General features: G+C 70.4%; 17 protein-coding genes. 9 read left to right on the top strand and 8 right to left on the bottom strand.

The genetic code is table 11. The features are described 5' to 3' along the window. The first annotated feature begins 73 nt into the window (after positions 1-73). From KE274_RS12005 to KE274_RS11995, 3 genes are all read left to right on the top strand, one after another. Positions 74-499: a GIY-YIG nuclease family protein gene (locus KE274_RS12005; RefSeq protein ID WP_211544054.1), complete on the top strand. Its 426-nt coding sequence runs from the start codon at positions 74-76 to the stop codon at positions 497-499. Positions 500-610: 111 nt separating this feature from the next. Beyond that, positions 611-790 carry a hypothetical protein gene (locus KE274_RS12000; RefSeq protein ID WP_211544053.1) on the top strand — a complete coding sequence of 60 codons (180 nt, stop codon included), beginning with the start codon at positions 611-613 and terminating at the stop codon, positions 788-790. Positions 791-807: 17 nt separating this feature from the next. Beyond that, the gene (locus tag KE274_RS11995; RefSeq protein WP_211544050.1) at positions 808-1,365 is read left to right on the top strand and encodes a dihydrofolate reductase family protein; all 558 of its coding nucleotides are present in this window, start codon (positions 808-810) and stop codon (positions 1,363-1,365) included. An 82-nt stretch (positions 1,366-1,447) separates the two neighbouring features. Here KE274_RS11995 and KE274_RS11990 read toward each other — a convergent pair whose 3' ends face one another. From KE274_RS11990 to zapE, 4 genes are all read right to left on the bottom strand, one after another. Further along, a complete protein-coding gene (locus tag KE274_RS11990; RefSeq protein ID WP_211544048.1) occupies positions 1,448-1,834 on the bottom strand; it encodes an SPW repeat domain-containing protein in 387 nt (128 codons plus the stop codon). Positions 1,835-1,920: 86 nt separating this feature from the next. After that, the gene (locus KE274_RS11985) at positions 1,921-2,514 is read right to left on the bottom strand and encodes a type II toxin-antitoxin system PemK/MazF family toxin (RefSeq protein WP_211544046.1); all 594 of its coding nucleotides are present in this window, start codon (positions 2,512-2,514) and stop codon (positions 1,921-1,923) included. Between the two features lie 19 nt (positions 2,515-2,533). After that, complete coding sequence (locus KE274_RS11980; RefSeq protein ID WP_211544045.1) at positions 2,534-3,772, bottom strand: ammonium transporter; 1,239 nt, start codon at positions 3,770-3,772, stop codon at positions 2,534-2,536. Between the two features lie 135 nt (positions 3,773-3,907). Continuing rightward, entirely contained in the window at positions 3,908-4,939 is a 1,032-nt protein-coding gene (gene zapE, locus KE274_RS11975; protein ID WP_211544043.1) for a cell division protein ZapE, read from the bottom strand. A 145-nt stretch (positions 4,940-5,084) separates the two neighbouring features. Between zapE and KE274_RS11970 the strand changes: the two genes are divergently transcribed. Together KE274_RS11970 and KE274_RS11965 are read left to right on the top strand one after the other, a co-directional pair. After that, entirely contained in the window at positions 5,085-5,978 is an 894-nt protein-coding gene (locus tag KE274_RS11970; protein ID WP_211544041.1) for a sulfurtransferase, read from the top strand. Between the two features lie 19 nt (positions 5,979-5,997). After that, complete coding sequence (locus KE274_RS11965) at positions 5,998-6,429, top strand: SufE family protein (protein ID WP_211544039.1); 432 nt, start codon at positions 5,998-6,000, stop codon at positions 6,427-6,429. On the opposite strand, the gene KE274_RS11960 is transcribed toward KE274_RS11965, so the two are convergent. Continuing rightward, complete coding sequence (locus tag KE274_RS11960; RefSeq protein ID WP_211544037.1) at positions 6,413-7,570, bottom strand: alpha/beta hydrolase family protein; 1,158 nt, start codon at positions 7,568-7,570, stop codon at positions 6,413-6,415. The two genes, KE274_RS11965 and KE274_RS11960, sit on opposite strands and share 17 nt — an antisense overlap. 25 nt (positions 7,571-7,595) lie before the next feature. Between KE274_RS11960 and KE274_RS11955 the strand changes: the two genes are divergently transcribed. The 4 genes from KE274_RS11955 (at position 7,596) to KE274_RS11940 (ending at position 12,782) form a co-directional block, all read left to right on the top strand. Next, complete coding sequence (locus KE274_RS11955) at positions 7,596-8,177, top strand: DUF3000 domain-containing protein (RefSeq protein WP_211544035.1); 582 nt, start codon at positions 7,596-7,598, stop codon at positions 8,175-8,177. Continuing rightward, complete coding sequence (locus tag KE274_RS11950) at positions 8,170-9,363, top strand: ribonuclease D (RefSeq protein WP_211544033.1); 1,194 nt, start codon at positions 8,170-8,172, stop codon at positions 9,361-9,363. The genes KE274_RS11955 and KE274_RS11950 overlap by 8 nt, the downstream gene beginning before the upstream one ends. Before the next feature lie 75 nt (positions 9,364-9,438). Beyond that, complete coding sequence (locus KE274_RS11945; protein ID WP_211544031.1) at positions 9,439-10,644, top strand: thiolase family protein; 1,206 nt, start codon at positions 9,439-9,441, stop codon at positions 10,642-10,644. Beyond that, positions 10,641-12,782, top strand: coding sequence for a 3-hydroxyacyl-CoA dehydrogenase NAD-binding domain-containing protein (locus tag KE274_RS11940; RefSeq protein ID WP_211544029.1), 2,142 nt, complete (start codon positions 10,641-10,643; stop codon positions 12,780-12,782). The genes KE274_RS11945 and KE274_RS11940 overlap by 4 nt, the downstream gene beginning before the upstream one ends. Here KE274_RS11940 and KE274_RS11935 read toward each other — a convergent pair whose 3' ends face one another. Genes KE274_RS11935 through KE274_RS11925 form a run of 3 tightly spaced genes read right to left on the bottom strand, consistent with a single transcriptional unit; the run spans position 12,783 to position 16,981 of the window. Continuing rightward, positions 12,783-14,447 (bottom strand): GMC family oxidoreductase, encoded by a 1,665-nt coding sequence (locus tag KE274_RS11935; RefSeq protein ID WP_211544027.1) that lies wholly within the window; start codon positions 14,445-14,447, stop codon positions 12,783-12,785. Next, a complete protein-coding gene (locus tag KE274_RS11930; RefSeq protein WP_211544025.1) occupies positions 14,437-15,351 on the bottom strand; it encodes a diacylglycerol kinase family protein in 915 nt (304 codons plus the stop codon). Before KE274_RS11930 ends, KE274_RS11935 begins: the two co-directional genes overlap by 11 nt. Before the next feature lies 1 nt (position 15,352). Then, positions 15,353-16,981, bottom strand: a complete 1,629-nt coding sequence (locus KE274_RS11925; protein WP_249186310.1) for an FAD-binding oxidoreductase — start codon at positions 16,979-16,981, stop codon at positions 15,353-15,355. Positions 16,982-16,985 lie beyond the last annotated feature (4 nt).

Below are 16,985 nucleotides of genomic sequence, written 5' to 3'. Positions count from 1 at the left end.
TAGGACGAGCACGGGGTGGACGGAAGCACGTCGGCCGCCCGCCGGTGTCGGCGGCCGCGCCTAGGCTTCGGTTGTGCCGACCCCTCGCGCCCTGCCCACTCCCTGCGGCCTCTGCGGCCACGACGCAGGTGTCCCCGTCGACGGGTCGCTGCACTGTGCGGCCTGCGGGTGGCGATACGGCGATGTGCCGGACGCCGAGCTCCCCCTCCCCCGCATCGACGTCGTCTATTACCTCCGCTTCGATGACCGCGTGAAGATCGGCACCAGTCGCCGCCCGCGGCAGCGCCTGGCGAGCATCCGCCATCACGAACTGCTCGCGTTCGAGCGCGGCGGGCGCGCCCTGGAGCAACAGCGGCACCGGGACTTCGCCGAAGAACGCGAGGGCGGCGAGTGGTTCACGCTCACTCCTCGCGTGCGCGCGCACGTCGGCCGGCTGCGCGACGAGGGCGACCCCTGGCTGCTGTACGCCCGATGGCTGAGCGCCGCGCTGCGCGCCTGACCCCGTAGCACCGCGTCCGCCCCCGCACCAGGGCCTGGCGGAGGGACGGCGACCGCGAGAGCATCCTCCCGACGGGTCGCGACCGGCGGCCCACGCACGAGAGGAGCCGACATGACCGGCCGAGAGAACATCCCCGCCGACGACCTGAGCGCCCAGGATCCGCTGGCGGGCGACGGCAGTGGCGACCCGAACAGCGACCGCGAGTTCCTGCAGGACCTCCCGCCCGCGCAGGTGGACAGCGAGCAGGTCGCCGAGCACGCCGCGGACGACGACACCGCCGAAGACGCCTGACGCGGGAGGGAGGAGCCATGGGGACGCTGCGCTACTCGATCAACGTGACCCTCGACGGCTCGTGCCACCACGAGGTGGGCCTCCCGCCCGATCAGGAGTCGATGCGCTACTGGACCGCCCAAGTGCAAGAGGCCGATGCGATGCTGTTCGGCCGGGTGACGTACGAGCTCATGGAGTCCGCCTGGCGTCGTCCCCCGTCCGGCGAATGGCCGGACTGGATGCGGCCGTGGGAACTCCCGTTCGCGCGCGCGATCGACCGTGCACGCAAGTACGTGGTGTCCCACAGCCTCGACACCGTCGACTGGAACGCCGAACTGCTCCGCGGCGACCTGCTCCCTCAGGTGGAACTGCTCAAGAGCCAGCATGCGCGGCTGTGGGTGGGCGGCGTGACGCTGCCGGTCGCGCTCGCCCAGCACGGACTGATCGACGAGTACGAGTTCCTCGTGCACCCGGTGGTCGCGGGCCGCGGTCCCGCGCTTCTCGGCGGCCTCACCGAACAGCTCCGACTCGAACTGGTGGAGCGTCGGGAGCTGCGCTCGGGTGCGGTCGCCTGCCGCTATCGTCCGGTGAGCTGACCGCACCGCCCACGGTCCCGCACACGCAGACGACGGGCGGCCGCTGTCTGGCTGACCACCCGTCGCCGGTCCCTGCCGGGTGTCACACGGTTGCCGCGCGACCCCGGGTGCTCTGCGGCTGCGGCTGCGAGAACAGCACGACCACGATCACGGCCGCACCCACGACCACGTGCGGCAGCCAGACGTTCAGGGGCTGGTTCGCGAAACCGAACAGCCACGGCGAGAGAGCCAGGAACAGGCTCGCGACGATGTCGAACACCAGGTGCACGGGCATCGGGATGAGACCGAACGGGCCCCATTCGTACTTCGTGAACAGGCTGTACACGATGAGCCCGACGCCCAGGACGATCGGGATGACGACGGCCGCGCCGCCGACGCTCGCGAAGCCGAACAGCCAGGGCGCCGCGATCAGCGCGATTCCGACGATGTAGTCGAGCACTCCGTGGACCTTGGTGGGAATGAAACGCATGATTCCTCCTTGTGTGGCGCCGCTGCTCGCGACTCACCAAGGGTTCGCAGCCCCCGCCCGATCGGATTGGAGAGAACCGCCGCGTGTCAGGCGTGAGCCCAGCCGTACCGCCGCTGCAGAGCCGCCGCCACTCGCCCGTACCTGGCACGATCCAGCGCTGCCGCTTCTCTCCGCAGCCCACGCTCGTGCACGCTGTACAGCTGCTCGATGTCGACCCACGACTCGCGCCCCTGCGCGTCCCAGGCCCCGGACCCGATCGAGAGGTAGTCGCGGTCGCCGTCGTGCGGGCGGCTGGTCATCCGCACCGCGTAGACCCGGTCGTCGGACTGCCGGCCGATCACGAGCACCGGGCGGTCCTTGCCGCGACCGTCCCCCTCCTCGTAGGGCACCCAGGTCCACACCACCTCGCCCGCGTCGGGCGCGCCGTCCGGCGCCGGCGCGTAGGCGACACGCAGCGAGCGGATGCGCATCGGGTCGATCCGGAGCGTCTCCGTCCCCGCGGCCCGCCCGGCATCGACGGCGTCCGAGCCCGCCCCGCGTCGCGCCGCCCGCTCCTCGGGTGTCCGCACACGCGCATCCGGGCGCCTCGGACCGGAAGTGGTCCGAGACGCCCGGCCGGAGTCCACCGCCTTGAGCAGGATCTCCGCGAGTGTCGTCAGGATGCCGTTGGTCTTGCCCACACGGTCACCCTAATCGCGATCACGCGTCCGCGAGCGCGTAGCCCTCCTCACCGTGAACGACCTGGTCGACGCCGGCGATCTCGTCCTCGTTCGTGATGCGGAAGCCGATCGTCTTCTGGATCGCGAAGCCGATGATGAACGCCACCACGAAGGAGTAGATCAGCACGCCGAGCGCGGCGATCACCTGGACCGCGAGCTGGCGGGCGTCACCGCCCACGAACAGGCCGGTGCCGGTGGCGAAGAAGCCGAGGTAGACGGTGCCGATGAGACCGCCGACGAGGTGGATGCCCACCACGTCGAGCGAGTCGTCGAAACCGAGCCGGAACTTGAGCTCGACCGCCAGGGCGCACACGACACCTGCGACCGCACCGAGCAGCAGCGACCAGCCGGGCGTGAGGTTGGCGCAGGCCGGGGTGATCGCGACCAGACCGGCGACGGCACCCGATGCGGCGCCGACCGACGTCGCCTTGCCGTCCTTGATGCGCTCGATCAGGATCCAGCCGAGGATGGCCGCGGCGGTCGCACCCAGCGTGTTCAGACCGATGAGGCCGACGCCGCCCATGTCCTCGGCGAGCCACTCGGCACCCGCGTTGAAGCCGAACCAGCCGAACCAGAGCAGCGCGGCACCGAGCAGGGTCAGCGGCACGTTGTGCGGCTTGAGGATGCCCTTCTGGAAGCCGATGCGCTTGCCGAGCACGAGCGCGAGCGCCAACGCCGCCGCACCCGCATTGATGTGCACCGCGGTGCCACCGGCGTAGTCGATCACGCCGATGCCGCTGTCCTCCCCGAACAGCATGGTGCCGAGGTTCATGATCCAGCCGCCGCCCCAGACCCAGGCGGCGACCGGGAAGTAGCCGACCGTGGCGAACACGCCGGCGAAGATCAGCCAGCTGCCGAACTTGGCGCGGTCGGCGATGGCGCCGGAGATCAGGGCGACCGTGATGATCGCGAACGTGGCACCGTAGGCGACGCCGAGGAGTGCGACGTTGGAGCCCTCACCCGAAGCCAGGTTCGACAGGCCGAAGTCGGCGAACGGGTTGCCCGCGAAGGCGGTCGGGCTGTCGACCGCGCTCATCGAGAAGCCGAAGAGAATCCACAGCACGGCGACGAGTCCGATGGAGCCGAAGCTCATCATCATCATGCTGACGACGCTCTTCGCCTTGACGAGACCGCCGTAGAAGAAGGCGACGCCGGGCGTCATGAGCAGAACGAGCGCCGTCGCGGTGATCGCCCACGAGATGTTGCCGGGAGCATCCATAAGGAAAACCTCACATCCGAAGTAATTGAGAGCTTCAGTGTGACCACGCACGATTTCGCCCATGCGTGAGGTTTGTTTCCCCGCTGTTACAGCGTGGGCTCCGGTGTGAACATCGCGTTACGCGGCCCTGCGGGCTTACGCAGAATGCGTGAGCGCGTTGAGCCGGGAGATGGCGCGCAGGTACTTCTTGCGATATCCGCCGGCGAGCATCTCCTCGGAGAACACGGCGTCGAGGCCGAGGCCCGTCGCGACGATCGGGATCTGCGCGTCGTACACCCGGTCGACGAAGGCGACAAAGCGCAGCGCCTCCGACTGATCCGTCAGCTGGCGGACCCCCCGCAGGCCGACGAGCGCGAGGCCGTCGATCAGGCGGATGTAGCGCGAGGGGTGCACCTGGGCGAGGTGGCGGATCAGGTCGTCGAACGCGTCGTCCGACGCAGGGCCGCCGGCCGCGGTGATCGCGTCGGCGTAATCGTCGTCGTCGCGCACGACGGCGTGCCCGTCGATGGCGCGCTGACGGAAGTCGACGCCGTCGATGCGCAGCGTCTGGAAGCTGTCGGACATGGCATGGATCTCGCGCAGGAAGTCCTGGGCGGCGAAGCGCCCCTCGCCCAGCGCATTCGGCGGCGTGTTCGACGTGGCCGCCAACCGCGTGCCGGTCGGCACGAGCTCGCCCAGCAGTCGGGTCATGACCATGGTGTCGCCCGGGTCATCGAGCTCGAACTCGTCGATGCACAGCAGGTCAGCCCCCTTCAACAGGTCGACCGTGTTCTTGTAGCCGAGGGCACCGACCAGTGCCGTGTACTCGATGAACGACCCGAAGTACTTCCGCCGGGCGGGCATTGCATGGTAGATCGATGCCAGCAGGTGCGTCTTGCCCACGCCGAAGCCGCCGTCGAGGTACACGCCCGGCTTGAGCTCCGGCTCCTTCTTCGCCCGGCTGAACAGCCCACCCCGCTTGACCGGCGCACCGCGACCCGAGAAGCGAAGGAGCGTCTGCTTCGCCTCCTCCTGAGAGGGGTACGCGGGGTCGGAGCGATAGCTGTCGAACGTCGCATCGTCGAACTGCGGCGGCGGCACGAGGCTCGCCAGCATCTCCGGCCCGGTGACAGAGGGGGTGCGGTCGGTGAGGTGCACGGTGCCGGTACGGGTGGTCGGGTCGGTCATCACGGTCCTGAATCAGGCGGCGGCCTGTGTCGAAGTCTTACGGATCCGGTGCCGGGGGCACGGGGAGCATCTATCGTCGAAAGAGACGGAACAACACTACGCCGTCTCACCCGACCGCTCGCCCGCTCACCGCTACGGAGACCCCATGGCCATCGAGTTCGACTCCTCCTCCCCCAAGTTCGCCGAGTACGCCGAGCCCGGCCGTCTCGTGACGACGGAGTGGCTGGCCGAGCGGCTCGGCACGCCGGGGCTCGTCGTCGTCGAGTCCGATGAGGACGTGCTCCTCTACGAGACCGGCCACATCCCCGGCGCCGTGAAGGTCGACTGGCACACCGAGCTGAACGACCCCGTGGTGCGCGACTACGTCGACGGTGAGGGCTTCGCGGCCCTGCTCAGCCGCAAGGGCATTGCGCGGGACGACACGGTCGTGATCTACGGCGACAAGAACAACTGGTGGGCGGCCTACGCGCTATGGGTGTTCTCGCTCTTCGGGCACGAGGACGTGCGCCTGCTCGACGGCGGCCGCGACCGCTGGATCGCGGAGGGCCGCGAGCTGACCCGCGAGGTCACGGAGCGCCCCGCGACCGAGTACCCGGTGGTGGAGCGCGACGATTCCGTGATCCGCGCCTACAAGGAGGACGTGCTCGCGCACCTCGGCAAGCCGCTCATCGACGTCCGCTCCCCCGAGGAGTACAGCGGCGAGCGGACCACCGCACCCGCGTACCCCGAGGAGGGCACGCTGCGGGCGGGTCACATCCCTACGGCGCAGAGCGTGCCGTGGGCGAAGGCGGTCGCGGAGGACGGCGGCTTCAAGAGCCGCGCGGAGCTCGAGGCGATCTACCGCGACGGTGCCGGCCTGAAGGACGGCGACGACGTCGTGGCCTACTGCCGCATCGGCGAGCGGTCGAGCCACACCTGGTTCGTCCTCAAGCACCTCCTTGGCTTCGAGAACGTGCGCAACTACGACGGCTCGTGGACCGAGTGGGGCAGCGCGGTGCGCGTCCCGATCGTCACCGGGACCGAGCCCGGCACGGTGTGACCGTGGGAGAATGGCAGGGATGAGCGCCACCGACCTGCCCGACACCCTCGCCGAGATCCGCGACGGATTCCTGGAGACACCGGAGGCCGATCGCCTCCTGCTGCTCCTCGAGTACGCCGACGAGCTTCCGCCCGTGTCGGACGAGGTCGCGAACCACCCGGAGATGTGCGAGCGCGTCGCCGAGTGCCAGTCGCCCGTCTACATCTACGTCGAGGTGAACGACGACATCGTGACGATGCACGCGACAGCGCCGGAGGAAGCTCCGACCACGCGCGGCTTCGCGAGCATCCTCGTGCAGGGCATCACGGGCCTCACGTCCGACCAGGTGCTCGCGATCCCCGAGGACTACCCGCAGTCGATCGGTCTCACCAAGGCCGTGTCGCCCCTGCGCATCGGCGGGATGACCGGCATGCTCATGCGGGCCAAGAACCAGGTCAGGCAGAAGCGCTGAGGCCCTGCCCCTCCAGCCACTGAGTAATGGCGGCCGCCCAGCCGTGCTCGTCGTAGTTCCACAGCTTGGTGTGGCGGGCGACGGTGAAGCGCGGCATGGTCACCAGGTCCGGACGCGCCTCCTGCAGCGCGCGGGAGGCGTCGACGGGCACGAAGCCGTCGTCCTCGCTGTGCAGGATCAGGGTCGGCGCGGCGAGCTCGTCAGCGCGGGCCACCATGTCCAGCCGGTCGAACAGGATCGGCTCGTCCGCGCCGCTCAGGCGTGCCGTCAGCGGCTGCTGCAGGGCGCGCATCGCGAGGTCGGGCAGCGGAGGTCGAACACGATTGAGCTTCGCCTGGAACCGCAGGACGGAGCGCCAGTCGACGACGGGCGACTCGAGGATGACGCCGGCGATGCGATTCCGGTTGCCGGAGTTGACGGCAGCCTGCAGCGACACCGCGCCGCCCATCGACCAGCCCATGAGCACCACACGCTCTGCTCCGTGGCGCAGCGCGTAGCCGATCGCCGCGTCGACGTCTCGCCACTCGGCGGCGCCGAGGGCGTAGGCGCCGGTCCGTGTGCGAGGAGCTTCGCCGTCGTTGCGGTAGGAGACGACGAGGTTCGGCAGCCCGGCGGCGTGGAGCACCGGTACCGCACGCAGGCACTCCGACCTGGTGGCCCCGCGACCGTGCACCTGGATCACCCAGGTGGAGGACGACGCGGGGAAGAACCACGCGGGGCACGGGCCGGCCGGTGAGCCGATCAGTACGTTCTCCCACCGCAGGTGCAGTTCGCTCGGCGAGGTGTAGTACGAGCCGCTGAACGAGGCGGCGCGATCGACGCTCGCACCGGGCTCCACCTTGGTGAGGAGCTTGCGGCGCACGACCGTGCCGTCGGCGCTCAGCACGGCGCCCAGCTTGAGGTAGCCGTAGGTCCCGGTCGTGAAGAGGCCGTAGCGGCCGGGCAGCTCGGTGTCGAGCGTGCGGCCCAGCTCGATCGTCTGCGCCCCGGTGTCGATCGCGAAGATCTCCGTGTCGAGCCTGCGTTGGCGCAGCGGGGTGACCACGCGCCGTGCGACCGCGAGCACCAGGAATCCCGCGGTGGCTCCCACGGCGAGGAGCGCGGGGACAATGAACTGGGCGGCGTGCCTGAGACTCTTCATCGCCTTCCGACTCTAGCCTGTTGCCGTGACCGCACATCCCGAGGCCGGGACGCCCTTCGACAGCGCCGTGGCCGAACTGCGCGAGACCGCGTTCCGCGATGACATCACGGTGCGCGAGATCCCGACGCCGCAGGGCCTCGCGCCCTTCGCGATCGCGCTCTCTGCCGACGTGCGCCCCGGTGAGGACGGCGACTCCGTCTACGGCACGGGACGGTTCATCCTGCTCCACGACCCGGAGGAGCCGGACGCGTGGGGCGGAGCGTGGCGCATCGTGATCTTCGCGCAGGCCCCGCTGGAGACCGAGATCGGCACCGACCCGCTCCTGGCGGACGTCACATGGTCCTGGTTGGTGGATGCGCTCGACTCGCGCGGGGCGGTGTACCGCGCGCCGTCCGGCACCTCGACCAAGACCCTGTCGAAAGGGTTCGGTGGCCTCGCGGACGAGGGCGACGGTGCACAGATAGAATTGCGGGCGTCCTGGACACCGGATGGCCCCTTCCGACCGCACGTCGAAGCATGGGCCGAGCTGGTCGGAATGCTGGCGGGACTTCCGCCCGGCTCCGAGGGCATCGCCGTGATCGGCGCGCGAAAGGCTGTACGTGACTGAATACTCCGTGATCTCGGACACCGAGGAGTTCCTGGCGGCGTGCGCGTCGCTCGCTGCCGGCACCGGCCCTGTGGCGGTCGACGTCGAGCGGGCCTCCGGCTTCCGCTACTCCCAGCGCGCCTACCTGGTGCAGGTGTTCCGTCGCGACAGTGGTGTCTTCCTGTTCGATCCGCCGGCGATCGGTGACATGGCCGCGCTGCAGCGCGCGATCGGTGCCGAGGAGTGGGTGCTGCACGCGGCGAGTCAGGATCTCCCCTCGCTTCGGGAACTGCACCTCGAGCCGCGCACGATCTTCGACACGGAGCTCGCCGCGCGGCTCCTCGGTCACGAACGCGTCGGTCTGGCGGCTGTCGTGGAGGACACGCTCGGTATCACGCTGAAGAAGGAGCACTCGGCGGCGGACTGGTCGACGCGCCCGCTGCCCGCCGCGTGGCTCGAGTACGCCGCGCTGGATGTGCTGCACCTGGTCGACGTGCGCGACGCCCTCGTCGCCGAGCTCGCGGAGCAGGGCAAGACCGAGTTCGCCGCGCAGGAGTTCGCGGCGACCCTGGCGCGCACCCCGAAGGCTCCGCGAGAGGATCCGTGGCGGCGCCTCAGCGGGCTGCATCAGGTGCGCGGCGCCCGTAATCTCGCGGTGGCCCGTGCGCTGTGGGAGGCGCGTGAGATGTACGCGCAGCAGCAGGATGTCTCCCCCGGACGCCTCGTCCCCGACCGCTCTCTCGTGGCCGCGGTGCTGGCCAATCCCTCGTCCAAGCAGGCGCTGGCCGGGCTCAAGGAGTTCCAGGGGCGCGCGAGCCGCAGTCAGCTCGACCGCTGGTGGCAGGCCATCGTCGACGGACGCGCGGCCGAACAGCTGCCGCGTGAGCGCGTGCCGAGCGACACCCTTCCGCCGCCGCGCGCCTGGTCCGACCGCAACCCGGAGGCCGACGCTCGACTGAAGGCTGCGCGACCCGCCGTCGAGGCCGTCGCGGAGGAACTGGGCATGCCGACGGAGAACCTCCTGACCCCCGACTATCTGCGGCGCGTGTCCTGGGACTCCCCCGGGACCACCGCGGAGGAGGTCGGCGGGGCGCTGGCGGCACTCGGTGCGCGACCCTGGCAGATTGAACAGACCGCACAGAAGATCGCGGACGCCTTTGTAGAGGCGGCGCAAGCGCCCGACACCACGTCGCCGACCGCTTCGTAGGTTCGATCCAACCGATTCTTCCGGGATTTCGCGGCTTCCTAGACTGAGGCCAACCCCAAGAAACCTGGAGGCAGAGTGGCCGAGATCTCGGACGTCTTCTTCGTCGATGGCGTGCGCACCCCGTTCGGGCGCGCCGGCGAAAAGGGCATGTACTGGAACACCCGCGCGGATGACCTCGCCGTCAAGGCGACCATCGGGCTGATGGAGCGGAACGCCGCCGTGCCGGCCGACCGCATCGACGACGTCGCGATCGCCGCGACCAGCCAGACCGGCGACCAGGGGCTGACCCTCGGACGGTCGGTCGCGATCCTCGCCGGGCTGCCGCAGACGGTCCCCGGTCTCGCGGTCGAGCGCATGTGCGCCGGTGCCATGACCAGTGTCACCACGATGGGCGCGTCGATCGGCGTGGGCATGTACGACCTGGCCCTCGCGGGCGGCGTCGAGCACATGGGCCACCACCCGATCGGCTCCAACGCCGACCCCAACCCCCGATTCGTGGCCGAGAAGATGGTCGACCCCGGGGCGCTCAATATGGGCGTCACCGCTGAGCGCATCTTCGACCGCTTCCCCCACCTGACCAAGGAGCGCTCCGACCGCTTCGGCATGCTGAGCCAGCACAAGGTGCAGGCCGCGTACGACGCCGGCAAGATCCAGCCCGACCTGGTTCCGGTCGCGATCAAGGGAGCGGACGGCGCCTGGGGACTGGCCACCGAGGACGAGGGACGTCGCCCGCAGACCACGATGGAAGACCTCGCCGGGCTCAAGACGCCGTTCCGCCCGCACGGACGCGTCACGGCCGGCACGTCGTCTCCGCTGACCGACGGTGCGACGATGTCGCTGCTCGCCGGTGGCGGCGCAGTGAAGGAGTTCGGTCTCGCACCCAAGATGCGCATGGTGTCGTTCGCGTTCGCGGGTGTGCAGCCGGAGATCATGGGCATCGGCCCGATCCCGTCGACGGAGAAGGCGCTCAAGAAGGCCGGGCTCGACATCTCCGACATCGGCCTGTTCGAGCTCAACGAGGCGTTCGCGATCCAGGTGATCTCCCTGCTCGACCACTTCGGCATCGCCGACGACGACCCGCGCGTCAACCAGTGGGGTGGCGCGATCGCTCTCGGCCACCCGCTCGCCGCGTCCGGCGTGCGTCTGATGATCCAGCTCGCGGCGCAGTTCGCCGAGCGCCCGGACGTCCGTTACGGCCTGACCGCGATGTGCGTCGGTCTGGGACAGGGCGGCTCGGTCATCTGGGAGAACCCGCACTACGACGGAAAGAAGAAGAAGTGAGCTACGACGACGTCGACTTCTCGCCCATCCAGGCGCTCACCGAGGGGGAGGTGATCACACACTCCCCTGTGCGCGACATCCGCCTCCCCTCCGGCAAGGTCCTCGCCCTGATCACCCTCGACAACGGCCGCGACCACACGCGCCCGAACACCCTCGGCCCGGCCACGCTCACGGAGCTCGGCGAGACGCTGGACGGGCTCAAGGCCCGCGCCGCCGCGGGCGAGATCCAGGCGGTGGGCATCACCGGCAAGCAGTACATCCTGGCTGCCGGCGCCGACCTGTCCGACATCAGCAAGGTGGGCTCGCGCGACAACGCCCGCCTGATCGCGCAGCTCGGCCACAAGGTGCTGGGCAAGCTCGGCGACCTCGGCGTGCCGTCGTTCGCGTTCGTCAACGGTCTCGCCCTCGGCGGGGGTCTCGAGATCGCCCTGAACTCGACCTACCGCACGGTCGATGCCTCCGCTGCGGCCGTGGCGCTGCCCGAGGTCTTCCTCGGCATCATCCCCGGCTGGGGTGGGGCGTACCTGCTGCCGAACCTGATCGGCATCGAGAACGCGCTCGAGGTCGTCATCTCGAACCCGCTGAAGCAGAACCGCATGCTCAAGCCGCAGCAGGCCTTCGACCTCGGGATCTTCGATGCGATCTTCCCCGCGGCGAACTACCTCGAGAACTCGCTGACCTGGGCCGACGCGGTCCTCGGCGGCAAGAAGGTCGAGCGCAAGAACGAGCCGGGCAAGATCGAGCGGCTCACCAAGTGGCCGATCGCGATCAAGATGGCCCGCGGCATGCTCGAGTCGAAGATCGGCACCGTGCCGAAGTCGCCGTACGTCGCGCTGGACCTGCTCGACAAGGCCAAGAGCGGCACCAAGGCCGAGGGATTCGCCCGCGAGGACGAGGTCCTTGCCGAGCTCGTGACCGGCGACCAGTTCGCCGCGTCGATGTACGCGTTCGATCTGGTGCAGAAGCGTGCGAAGCGTCCGGTGGGCGCACCGGACAAGGCACTCGCGAAGAAGGTCACCAAGGTCGGCATCATCGGCGCCGGCCTGATGGCGAGCCAGTTCGCCCTGCTCTTCGTGCGCAAGCTCCAGGTTCCGGTCCTCATCACCGACCTGGACCAGGCGCGCGTCGACAAGGGTGTCGCGTACATCCACGAGGAGATCGGCAAGCTCGAGGGCAAGGGCCGGCTCGACGCCGACACCGCCAACAAGCTGCGGGCGCTCGTGACCGGCACGACCGACAAGAGCCTCTACGCGGACTGCGACTTCGTGATCGAAGCCGTCTTCGAGGAGGTCGGCGTCAAGCAGCAGGTCTTCGGCGAGATCGAGAAGATCGTGGCGGAGGACACCATCCTGGCCACCAACACGTCATCGCTGTCCGTCGAGGAGATCGGCTCGAAGCTCGCGCACCCCGAGCGGCTCGTGGGCTTCCACTTCTTCAACCCGGTCGCGGTCATGCCGCTGATCGAGATCGTGAAGACGCCCACCACGTCGGAAGCGGCCCTGTCGACCGCGTTCGTCGTCGCGAAGAACCTCGGGAAGAACGCGGTGCTCACCGCCGACGCGCCCGGATTCGTGGTGAACCGTCTGCTGGCCAAGGTCATGGGCGAGGCAGCGCGCGCCGTGTACGAGGGCACGCCGATCGCCGAGGTCGAGAAGGCGTTCGCGCCGCTGGGCCTCCCGATGGGCCCGTTCCAGCTGATCGACCTCGTCGGCTGGAAGGTCGCCGCCCACGTGCAGGACACGATGGTGCACGCCTTCCCCGACCGGTTCTACGCGAACGAGAACTTCCACGCCCTCGCTGAACTCGACCAGGTCGTCGAGAAGGACAAGGGCGGTCGCGTGGTCGGCTGGAGCAAGCAGGCCGAGAAGGTGCTCAAGCCGGCGGTCGGCAAGACCCCGGCGTCTGCCGCGACCATCCTGCAGCGCGTGCAGGACGGACTGGCCACGGAGATCAAGCTGATGCTCGACGAGGGCGTCGTCCCCGAGGTGGAGGACATCGACCTGTGCCTGATCCTGGGTGCCGGCTGGCCGTTCATCGACGGCGGCGCCTCGCCCTACCTCGACCGTGAGGGCGCCTCGGAGCGCGCGTTCGGCGGGTCGTTCCACACCCCGCAGATCCGGGGTATCGAGAACCGCTGATCACTCCGACGACGGGGGCCGTGCCGAGCGCGCGGCCCCCGTCGCCGTGTCCTGGGCGGGGCGCCCGTCCGGCTCGCCATGGCGCGGCCAGTGCGACATCGCCCGCTCCGCGAGCGCGGTGATGGTCAGCGACGGGTTCACGCCGGGGTTCGCGGGCACCGCGGAGCCGTCCACCACGTGCAGCCCCGGGTGGCCCCAGACGCGGTGATACTCGTCCACGACCCCGGTCTCCGGAGCGGAGGAGATCACCGCGCCACCGAGGAAGTGCGCCGTCAGCGGGATCCCGAACACCTCCGGCCACGACCCACGCGCCTCGGCCCGAATCCCACCCTCGTGCTCGAGCCGTGCGGCGATGGCCTCCGCGGCTCGATGGGCTTCCGGCAAGTGACTCGGGTTGGGAGCGCCGTGCCCCTGCGCACTCGTGAGGCTCCAACGGCCCAAGCGACGCCGTAGCGACAGCGTGAGCGAATTGTCGGCGGTCTGCATCACGAGCGCGATGATCCCGCGCTCGCTCCACCGGCGCAGCGACGCCAGCCGCATCGCGTGGAGGGGCGCCCGGAGCGTACGCCGGAGGAGTGCTCCGAGGCGGCCGCCCAGAGACCGCTCGCCCGGCACCAGCACGGTGGCCAGAGCCCCCATGAGGTTCGAGCCGGGACCGTAGCGGACGTTCTCCACGTGCGTGCGCTCGTCCACATGGAAGGAGGTCGTGATGGCGACGCCACGCGCGAGCTGCAGTTGCTCCGGCACCCGCACGGCGACCGCCCCGTCCAGCGCCTCCGAGTTCGTCCGGGTGAGGCGACCCACCGCCTCGGGGATGTGCGGCAGGGCACCGCTGCGCCTCATGCGGTGCAGCAGCTGCTGCGTGCCCCAGGTACCCGCGGCGAGTACCACCTGCTCGGCCGTGACGGTGCGCGGTCGCCGCCGCAGCCAGGCGCCGCTGCGCACGGTCGTGACGGAGAATCCGCCCGAGGGCAGCTCGCGCACCTCGGTGACCGTGCGGAGAGGCTCGATCACGACGCCGCGTCGCTCCGCGAGGGCGAGGTAGTTCTTCACCAGAGTGTTCTTGGCGCCGACGCGACAGCCGACCATGCAGTTGCCGCAGAGCGTGCACCCCGTGCGGTCCGGACCCTCACCGCCGAAGTAGGGGTCGGGCACGCGCCGGCCGGGCTCGCCGAACCACACCCCCACGGGCGCGTGGCGGAAGCTCTCCCCCACGCCCAGGTCGTCCGCGGCTCCGGCCATGATCCGTTCGACGGGCCCCGTGTGCGGATACGCGCCGACCACGCCGAGCATGCGCTTCGCGGTGGCGTAGTGCGGGGCGAGCGCCGCCCGCCAGTCGCGGATCTGCGCCCATTGCGGGTCGGCGAAGAATGCGGGGCCCGGCTCGTAGAGCGTGTTGGCGTAGTTGAGCGACCCACCGCCCACACCGGCTCCCGCGAGGATCATCACGTGTGGCAGCCGGTGGATGCGCTGCACCCCGAAGCACCCGAGCGCGGGCGCCCACAGGTACCGCCGCACGTTCCAGCTCGTCTTCGCGAAGTCCTCGTCCTCGAAGCGCCGTCCGGCCTCGAACACGCGGACACGGTAGCCCTTCTCACTCAGCCGCAGTGCCGCGACCGAGCCGCCGAACCCGGATCCGACGACCACCACATCCTCATCGAACACGAACGTCTCCCGTCTTCGGCCTCGTCATGACCGTGAGTGCTCCGGCGCGGAGGGAGACGGTGCAGGTGCCTTCGCCGAGGCGCTCGCCGTCGGCGTAGACCACGAGCCCGGGAGCCGCCACCGTGACGCGGTGCGCCGACGCATGCCGCACCTCCGGTCGGGTCAGATGCGTGCCGCGCAGCAGCAGGGGGAACAGGCGCACCAGACGCGCACGGCCCAGCGCAGCCACCCGCACCACGTCGAGCCGACCGTCGTCCGGGAGCGCGCCGACGCACACGGGCATCCCTCCGCCGTAGCTGGCGGTGTTCCCCACCGCGACGATCGTGCCAGGGGCCGTGGTCGGTGCGCCGTCGTCGATCGTGACGGTGAAGTCGAACGGCCGGAGTCGCACGAGCTCGATCAGCAGGGCCAGGTAGTACCGGAGGGCGCCGGAGGGCCAGCGCAGCCGATTGGTGCGGTCGCTGACCCTGGCGTCGAACCCGAGCGCCACGACCGTGAGGAACGGCGCGCGTCCGGAGGGTGTCTCGACCTCGCCCACGTCGATCGACCGGGGCGTGCCGGTGAGGGCGAGCTCGGCGGCCGCGGCAGCGTCGCGCCACGGCAGGTCGAGGGCGCGAGCGAGGTCGTTCCCGGTGCCGGCCGGCACCAGCGTGATCGGCACGGTCGCGGCGCACAGCACGTCGAGGATGCCCGAGAGCGTGCCGTCGCCGCCGATCACGACGAGCCCGTCCGGCCCCTCCGCGAGTGCGGTCGTGGCGAGTGCTGCCGTCGCCGCGGCGGAGTCACCCGAATAGAGCCGCACGCGGGCCCCGCGCCGCTGCAGCTGAGCGACCGCGGTGTCGGTCACGCGGCCTCCCCGCCCCTTCCCCGCCCGTGGGTTCGACAGCACCGCGATGTGACCCATGTCAGCCCTCCGTCAGGAGGACATCCGGGATCACGGCGCCCGGGTTGAGGAGTCCCTGCGGGTCGAGCTCACGTTTGACCGCGGCGAGGATCCGTGTTCCGGTCGGCCCGATCTCCTGCGCGAGCCAGGGCGCGTGGTCGCGTCCGACCGCATGGTGGTGACTGATCGTGCCGCCGTGCGCCAGGATCGCATCGTTCACGCGCGCCTTCACCGCCGTCCACACCGACAGCGGGTCGCTGCGGATCCCGGCCAGCACCGTGAAGTACAGCGATGCCCCCGTGGGATACACGTGCGACACGTGGCACATCACGGTCGAACGGGCGCCCGCGTCGTGGAAGCCGTCGCGCAGGGCCGTCTCGACTGCCGCCTTGAGCGCGGGGAGCCCCGACCACGTGGTCGCGGTCTCCAGGGTCTCGCAGAACACGCCGGCGTCGAGCAGGGAGTCGCGGAGGTACGGGCCATCGAAGCGTCCAGCCGCCCAGTCCTCGGCGTCGCCGGCACCCGACGACGTCCCGCCGGCCGCACGCAGGAGTTCCCCGGTGCGGGCGCGGCGGGCGTCGATGTCCTCCCCCTCGTACACGGTCACGACGCTGGCACCCCGCGCGATGGCTCTTCCGATGCGTCCCACCTGCGCGAGGCTCACCGCGGTCTCGGCCTCGTCCGACAGTCGGATCACCGTGGGGCCGGCACCCCGCTGCGCGACGCGGCGCAGGCCGTCGACTCCGTGCGCGAAGTCGGCGAACGACCATGACTCGAACACCCGGCGTGTCGGCACCGGATGCACGCGCACGCGCACCTCCGTGATCACGCCGAAGATGCCCTCGGAGCCGAGGAAGAGCCGGATCAGGTCCGGTCCGGCGGCGGATCCCGGGGATCGACCGAGCTCGAGATCGCCCGTGGGCGTCGCGACGCGGATCCCGGTGACCATCGTGTCGAAGCGACCGTGGCCCGCGGAGTTCTGTCCGGAGGAGCGGGCGGCTGCGAAGCCGCCGATCGTCGCGTAACGGAAGCTCTGCGGATAGTGCCCCAGCTCGAGGTCGTGGGCGGCGAGGAGGGCCTCGGCATCGGGACCCGTGGTCCCGGCCGCGAGCACCGCTTCCCCGCTCAGCGCGTCCACGCGGAGGAGGCCGGTCAGGCGACGCAGGTCGAGGCTGATCACGGCCCGGTGCCATCCACGCTCCGGGTCGAGCGCGCCGACCACGCTGGTGCCGCCGCCGTACGGGATCACCGCGACGTCGCGTTCGCCGGCCACCGCGAGGCAGGCGGAGACCTGGGCGTGGTCGGCGGGGAGGACGACGCCGTCAGGGACGCGTTGTTCGTGCGCACGGCGACGCAGCAGGTCGAGAGTCGAGCGCCCCCCGGCGTGACGGATCCGCGCCTCCTCGGTCACCTGCACGCCCTCGGGCCCGACGATGGCGGCGAAGGCCGCACGGTCCGCGTCGGTCAGGCCGCTCGACTCGACGCGGACCTCCGCGAGCGATGGGGAGGGTGCAGGACGGCGCACCCGTCCCAGCAACAGCGGAATCAGCGCCCGGACGGCGCGCGGGAGCTCCTTCGCCTTCGCCGGATCTCCCCAGCCGTTCCAGCGCATGGGCTCCGGATCGGCGGCCCTGCCGTTCTCGTGCTGCATGCGT

Origin of the sequence: Microbacterium paraoxydans, from assembly GCF_018224615.1 — a bacterium.
GTDB classification, from domain to species: Bacteria; Actinomycetota; Actinomycetes; order Actinomycetales; family Microbacteriaceae; genus Microbacterium; species Microbacterium paraoxydans_B.
The sequence above is the reverse complement of the archived record's forward strand: the minus strand, read 5'-3'. Positions and strand labels throughout refer to the sequence as shown.

What these genes read in the sequence shown, in the direction of transcription:
- KE274_RS12000 (WP_211544053.1), top strand. Translation starts at nt 611, where the DNA reads ATGACCGGCCGAGAGAACATCCCCGCCGACGACCTGAGCGCCCAGGAT.
- KE274_RS11995 (WP_211544050.1), top strand. Translation starts at nt 808, where the DNA reads ATGGGGACGCTGCGCTACTCGATCAACGTGACCCTCGACGGCTCGTGC.
- KE274_RS11990 (WP_211544048.1), bottom strand. Translation starts at nt 1,834, where the DNA reads ATGCGTTTCATTCCCACCAAGGTCCACGGAGTGCTCGACTACATCGTC.
- KE274_RS11980 (WP_211544045.1), bottom strand. Translation starts at nt 3,772, where the DNA reads ATGGATGCTCCCGGCAACATCTCGTGGGCGATCACCGCGACGGCGCTC.
- zapE (WP_211544043.1), bottom strand. Translation starts at nt 4,939, where the DNA reads ATGACCGACCCGACCACCCGTACCGGCACCGTGCACCTCACCGACCGC.
- KE274_RS11970 (WP_211544041.1), top strand. Translation starts at nt 5,085, where the DNA reads ATGGCCATCGAGTTCGACTCCTCCTCCCCCAAGTTCGCCGAGTACGCC.
- KE274_RS11965 (WP_211544039.1), top strand. Translation starts at nt 5,998, where the DNA reads ATGAGCGCCACCGACCTGCCCGACACCCTCGCCGAGATCCGCGACGGA.
- KE274_RS11960 (WP_211544037.1), bottom strand. Translation starts at nt 7,570, where the DNA reads ATGAAGAGTCTCAGGCACGCCGCCCAGTTCATTGTCCCCGCGCTCCTC.
- KE274_RS11930 (WP_211544025.1), bottom strand. Translation starts at nt 15,351, where the DNA reads ATGGGTCACATCGCGGTGCTGTCGAACCCACGGGCGGGGAAGGGGCGG.
- KE274_RS11925 (WP_249186310.1), bottom strand. Translation starts at nt 16,981, where the DNA reads ATGCAGCACGAGAACGGCAGGGCCGCCGATCCGGAGCCCATGCGCTGG.